We start from the raw sequence: 6,302 nt of genomic DNA on the forward strand, positions 1-6,302 counted from the left end.
TTTTACTGGTGTCCAGGCTGCCAGCACTAGGCCGACCGCTTCGGCGCATAGGTTGAAATAAACCGCGCAATGGCTGGCCCCGTCAGCAAAATACTGAACAGGCGCAGGGTTTGCATCGCCATAATAAGCGCCATATCGGCATTGCTCCCTGCGGCGATGACCGCCACGGTATCAAGCCCGCCGGGACTGGTGGCGAGGTAGGCAGTCATAAAATCAATGTGCATAAACCGGGTCAGCCCCCACGCCATACCCGCACAAATAGCCAGCAGAGCAAAAATCGACAGCAGGATTTGCGGTAGCGGGCGTAGTGCCCGCAGTAAGATTTGTTTATCGAAACCAAGACCAATCCGCCAGCCAATTGCCATATACGCCATCGCCAGCAGCCATTCCGGTAGTTCGATGGTGATGAGCTGACCAGACTGGAGCACTGCGCCCGCCAGCATCGGGATGAGCATCGTGCCGGAAGGAAGACGCAGCATGCATCCCGCCGTACCGGCAACGACTGCGAGCAAAATCGTAAGCAGGAGATTAATGCTCACTGGCGGGAACCAGACGATTTGCTGATTAACCGCTTCAGCGTTATCACCCAGCATCATGCGGGTGACCAGAACAGCGGCCCCCGCGACGAACAGCACTCGCAGATATTGCATAAACGCCACCAGGCGAATATCTGCGCCGTAATCTTGCGCCATAGCGACCATTGCCGCTGCGCCGCCTGGAGAAGAACCCCAGGCACCGGTATTTCCAGGCAGTGAGCTATAGCGCACCAATAACCAACCCACGATGGCGCTGGAAAGCAGCGTCACCAGTAAAATAGCAAGCACGATCGGCCAGTTGGCGGCCAGCGTGGTGAGAATCGAACCAGTGAGGTTTTGCGCAATCATGCAGCCAAGAATGGCCTGCGCGGCGAGAAAAGCGGAGCGGGGAAGTTGCAGAGTAATTCCGCGCATACTGAAGATGATCCCGGCGATCATCGGCCCAAGTAATAGCGCCGCCGGGAGATGTACCGCGAGGAAACCAATAGAAAGGAGAAGTGATAGCACACATAACATTCCCCACTGCAAAACTGGCATCCTTCGCTCCCTCATTATTTTCTCTTTGGTGTATCGATACAGCATAAAGAAAGCCGGGCCAGGAAAAAATAACAGCAATCAAGGAAAAGGGGAAAATCAGCAATTTTCTGAAAGAGATGCCCTTTCCGGCTGCAAAGGGCATCATGGCAAATCAGTTATAGTTAATCTTAAAAAGCACCACTGTATCGAAGGGGCCAGCCTCGATGGGGGTGCCTGCAATGGACGAAAGTTCAGCCGTATAGGTTTTTTCGTAGATCAGCATATCGCTGGTGAAATCGGCGTATTCAGCATATTTATTGAAGGTATAAGGCGAGGCGTTTTCATCCAGCAAACGTAGCTTCAGACCATTACCAATCAACAATGCTTTATCTTCTTCAACCAACGTTTCTTCGGTATAAAAGGAGGAACTGACTTTAAATCCGTCGGTGCATTGGTCATTTTGTGATTTTGTCGTCTTAATACTGAATGTTTTCGACATTGTGTGGCGACGAATATCCAGCAAATTAAATTTACCAAAATCAATCACCTGTGTTTCCGGTGAAATGGAAAAATTGACGCTGCAATCCAGCACGCGAATGTTTTCCAGACCAGTAATATGATATTTCAGGTTTTGGGCAGTAGGGTCTTCGTTAACGCTACCGGCACCGTCAAATTGCACGACGATATAGTCGCTAAGCGTACTTTGATAATCATGCGGCGGCATTTCTCGTATTTTGACGTATAACCGCATGCGAGCGAGAAAGGTACGCGACATGTGAATATTAGCGGGATCACCCGAGCAAATTTTGTTCTGCCATCCCATCGCGATAATCTGCTCAGGGGTATAAATGTCAATGTTCTTACTGTCAATACACTGGTTAGTGTCGATGCGGCTTTTTCCCTGGTTGGCGTCATAATCAACGCCATTGTAAGTTACGCCGAGTTGATAATAGCGATCCTGCACCCCCGGGTAGGGGTTTACCCAGGCATAAACATGCTCACTTTCAAAATTGCCGTTGGTATTGTTGTCACAATAGACGGGAATTTTAATATCGTCAGATTCCCAAATCTTATCGCCGAGTTTGGCATTGCCTGGTACAGCAAAAGGTTGAATCGCTTCTGATTTTTCTACCGAGCCACCGGATGAACCAAAGTAGCAGTTCAGGGCAAGCGCAGACTTCAACGGCAGAAATAACAGACAGATGACGAGCAACACTCCCTTGCCAGCACTCATTTCTTCGCCTCCACGGCTTGTAAATGGCATTGTCCGCTGCAGTTGAGCGTCGTCATGCGTAACGCGCCGTAATCATCCATATAACCGAGATAAAACTGGCTGCCGCTATAATTTCCGGTGTTTGTGTTGACCGTACTAAAAGGCGCAACCATCACGGTTTTGAAGCCGGGGAGAACGCCTTTTTCATTTCGTCCCAGGTAGGCAATGGTCAGATAATACGCGGTAGGATTTTTCAGTGTCAGTTGGTTGCCCTGCTGGCTGACCTGTAACTGCAGTTCGACCTTTTCTCCTGCTTTCTTGCGTAATGCAGCCGGTCGCCAGAACACCTTGATACGACTCTGAATGGCGACTTGCAGAACGGCATGGTCGCTGTTTTTTTCCGGGGCGGGAGGAATTTCACGCATATTGTAGAAAAATAGCGTTTCGCGATCGCCCGGTAATTTTGTGGTCGAGGCTTGCTTTACTATCCGTACCTGCGTTGTTGCTTTCGGTTCCAGACGTTGTATCGGCGGCAGGGCGACCAGAAGATCATCGCTTTTCTCCCCTTTTTCATTTTCGAGCCAGGAATAAGCGAGGTAGGGGAGTTTATCGCTACGATTATCCACCCGCAGACTGGTAGCTTTATCATTAGCGTTAAACACAATACGAGTGCGATCGGGTTGTAGTGCAGCGTGGCTGCACAGACTGGCAACCAACAACAAAAGGGGTAGTCCTTTCATAAATGTCATTTTCATTTCCTTAATTAATGACAAGGTAAAATCAGGCGATTTGCGGTGTCTTCCATATGTTCAGGAAGATGGAGCGAGCAATGCTGGCTATCACCCCAGACCACGGTAAACTTTTGATTTTCAGCGACTCCGCTTAACCAGGCATGTCCTTCCTCGCCAACCATCCCCACGCTAATGCCGCTGTCATCCTGGCGGATATCCGCTCCGAGGGGAGGAAACTGACCGCTGGCGTTGCGAATGATGACGTTAACGTCTTTACCGGAACGGGAAGCCAGTGATTTGTAACCTATCGCGCCTTCAATCCACGTTTCTTTGATAACGTTTTCTGCAACTGTTACGCCGTCGGGTAAGTCATTCATGTTCACCGCCACGGTGGAAGGCTGGTAACTGGAAATCAACGGCACCACCGCAATGCCAAAATGGTTGGTGTAGTCGAGATTGCCCTGAACCGGAATATCTGCCACGCCATCGGTGCTGACCATCAGGCGTGGTTCATTGGTGGAGCTGCGGCGATGAAACGCTGCACCATATTGGGTTGCGGTGAAAGAACCGCTCCAGCTGCTGCTGACGGAACTGTAATCATTGGCGGCATAGGTACCAGAAATATCCCACTCACCCGCTGAACTCAGGTGCTGATAGTTACCGCTCACCTGGGCTCCATTGTCCGGACGGTCGGATTGCAGTCCGGCAGACATGCCCCAGCTATTACGTTCATCCAGCGTATCGTTCCACGACATGCGGTGTGTGGTGCTGTGGCTACTGTTTTGCATGTCATAGCCAACCCGACCACCGTTACCGAAGGGGAGCGAAATCGACAGGTAAATCTGGTTGTCGCGATCTTTATCTTCGTAATGGGTTGTATTGAATGACGTCGAAATAGAGATATCTCTCCAGTCACCAATATCAACATTAAAACCTGCCGTGATGTTGGCGGTCGTGGAGGCGTCTGCATTCCACCAGGTTTGATGTAGCAGGTTGGCGTAAAGATTGAGGTTTAGTGGGGTAATCGGTTGGCCCACAGATAAGCTGATCGTCTGTTTTTCGTCCTGCGCATCGCTGTCGTTGTATTTGTGATCCAGATAGTTGGCGTAGCTGTGAAAATGACGATCGGAGAAACGATAAGCGGCGAGGGAAATCGTGCTGTTGGTGGCATCCACTTGTTTGCTGTAATTAAAACGGTAGCTTAAGCCCCGCTCGTCCTGCTGAGTATCAAAGTGACTACTGGCCCACGTGACATCAAACGACAGCGCGCCAAGCCACAGCATATTTTGCCCGATACCTATTGCGGCAGAATGGTAGTCATCACCAGAAAGCAGCAGGCCGCCGTACAGCGAGGTGTTTGACAGCATCCCCCAGGAAACTTCATTGCTAAAAAAGGTTTCATTTTCAGTTTGATGTGACATGGAGGGCCGTGGCTGACCCGCGGCCAGTTTATAGCGAACCTGTCCCTGACGAGTCAGGAAGGGCGTCGATGCTGCCGAAACCTGGAAATTGTTCACCCGACCATCTTCTTCCGTCACTTTGACATCCAGTGTGCCCTGAACAGACTGATTAAGGTCGTCAATGATAAATGGGCCTGGTGGGACTTTTTTCTGGTAAATGACGCGGCCTGATTGACTGATCGTCACCGTGGCATTGGTCTGTGCAATACCGCTAATTTGTGGGGCGTAGCCGCGTAGTTCCCATGGCAACATTCGATCGTCACTTGCCAGTGCCGCGCCGGTATAAGAAAAACCGTCGAAAATATTGGAACTAAAATCCGTTTCGCCGAGGGTTAATTTTGAACCTAATTGCGGTAACGGGCGAAAAAGATAGGTACGTGATATTTCGCCTGACTGTTCATGGTTATCATCGCTATCAGTCTGATTCAACTGATAATCACTGCGTAAGCGCCATGCCCCCGTGTTGATTCCGGCTGTTCCATAGGCGTTAAGATTAGTGCTGCTGCTGCCATCCTGTGGGCGGTAGCTGCTGGCAAACAAGTTGTAATCCATCAGGACACCGGCGACACCTTCTTTCCATGTGGAGGGTGGGGTCCAGTTTTCTGAGTGCCACGCCAGCCAGGCTTGCGGAATGGTGATATTTAGTTGCTGATTGGCTTGATCGAAATTGAAGAGCATTTCAGGTCGGGAGCTAAAATCGACGCACTGATTTATCAATGGTAACGACTGACGGACTTCAGGTTTTAAGCCAAATTTATCGACCAGTAAATCATTGATGCACGGAATGGTTTTATCGTCATTTTTGTGCCAGTTAATCTTTTGCCCGTTACTGATTTGGTTATTATTTACCGCAACGCTAACAAAATACTCACCGGGAGCAATGACTCCTTTTTCCTTTAATAATGAAATATCAATGCGGTCGCGCATTGATTTATCGAGAACATTAAGGTTGAATTCGACCGCCAATGCGCAAGGCATCGCCACGACCAGGCAGGATACAAAAGAGAGTCGATAAATATTCACGGTGTCCATACCTGATAAATATTTTATGAAAGGCGGCGATAGCGCCGCCAAAGTAATACTTATTTATAATCCAGCACGTAGGTTGCATTCGCCGTAACTGCGCCTGGCGTTACAGGTGTAGCCTGATCAATTTGTTCCATCCAGGCAAAGAAATTCAGCGTTTGTTCGCTGGAGGTCGGAGCCAGGTCGATATCTGGAGTAGCGGTGCCTAAAACGATATTGCTTTGATCTTTATTCATTAAACGTACGCCGACGCCGGTGGCTTCACCCGTGCTGGTGTTGTTGAGAATCGGATCTGCGCCGGTGGTTTTCGCTGAGCTATCAAAGGTGACTGCAACTTTAGAAATCTTGCCACCGGAACCGTTGCTGGAGTTTTCCAGATCACAGTTGACTAAGCGCAGGTCGACAGCAACGGCATCGCTGTGATGTGACTGATTAATGTGGCTGGTGGTCACCTGACCGAGTTCAACCTCTTTATCAATATCATCCTGATGTATTTCACACGGTGCTTCAATAACTTCACCTTTAAAGTGAATTTCACCGGATCCTTCATCAGCCGCATAAACAGGTGCTGTGAACAGCAGAGATACGGCCAGTGCGGCCAATGTTTTTTGTCCTTTAAACATAACGGAGTCCTTTAACAGAAAAGAAAAAAGTATATCGGTGCAAGAATATCTTATTTGATTGTCGAATGTTTTTAGTTTTTCTTAAAAATATTATTAATTTTATTAAATGTAAAAGTAATTAATTGATGGTATGAATTAAATGTTTGATGAATAACGTATTGGAAATTATAGGGGTGCGCTATATTTGGTGGTTTATT

Annotated in this window: 5 protein-coding genes; all 5 read right to left on the minus strand. The window is 48.7% G+C overall.

What is annotated here, in order from left to right; genetic code table 11:
- Positions 1-26 precede the first annotated feature (26 nt).
- Entirely contained in the window at positions 27-1,073 is a 1,047-nt protein-coding gene (locus QZF50_RS22015; RefSeq protein WP_001297246.1) for an AbrB family transcriptional regulator, read from the minus strand.
- Positions 1,074-1,224: 151 nt separating this feature from the next.
- Positions 1,225-2,286 (minus strand): fimbrial protein, encoded by a 1,062-nt coding sequence (locus QZF50_RS22020; protein WP_001272420.1) that lies wholly within the window; start codon positions 2,284-2,286, stop codon positions 1,225-1,227.
- A complete protein-coding gene (locus tag QZF50_RS22025) occupies positions 2,283-3,014 on the minus strand; it encodes a molecular chaperone (protein WP_000143529.1) in 732 nt (243 codons plus the stop codon). Before QZF50_RS22025 ends, QZF50_RS22020 begins: the two co-directional genes overlap by 4 nt.
- A gap of 14 nt (positions 3,015-3,028) precedes the next feature.
- Positions 3,029-5,488: a fimbria/pilus outer membrane usher protein gene (locus QZF50_RS22030; protein ID WP_001316936.1), complete on the minus strand. Its 2,460-nt coding sequence runs from the start codon at positions 5,486-5,488 to the stop codon at positions 3,029-3,031.
- 50 nt (positions 5,489-5,538) lie between these two features.
- Positions 5,539-6,105, minus strand: a complete 567-nt coding sequence (locus QZF50_RS22035) for a fimbrial protein (RefSeq protein WP_000472422.1) — start codon at positions 6,103-6,105, stop codon at positions 5,539-5,541.
- Positions 6,106-6,302 lie beyond the last annotated feature (197 nt).

It is taken from the genome of uncultured Escherichia sp. (assembly GCF_948475835.1).
GTDB lineage: Bacteria > Pseudomonadota > Gammaproteobacteria > Enterobacterales > Enterobacteriaceae > ECMA0423.

What these genes read in the sequence shown, in the direction of transcription:
- QZF50_RS22015 (WP_001297246.1), bottom strand. Translation starts at nt 1,073, where the DNA reads ATGCCAGTTTTGCAGTGGGGAATGTTATGTGTGCTATCACTTCTCCTT.
- QZF50_RS22020 (WP_001272420.1), bottom strand. Translation starts at nt 2,286, where the DNA reads ATGAGTGCTGGCAAGGGAGTGTTGCTCGTCATCTGTCTGTTATTTCTG.
- QZF50_RS22025 (WP_000143529.1), bottom strand. Translation starts at nt 3,014, where the DNA reads ATGACATTTATGAAAGGACTACCCCTTTTGTTGTTGGTTGCCAGTCTG.
- QZF50_RS22030 (WP_001316936.1), bottom strand. Translation starts at nt 5,488, where the DNA reads ATGGACACCGTGAATATTTATCGACTCTCTTTTGTATCCTGCCTGGTC.
- QZF50_RS22035 (WP_000472422.1), bottom strand. Translation starts at nt 6,105, where the DNA reads ATGTTTAAAGGACAAAAAACATTGGCCGCACTGGCCGTATCTCTGCTG.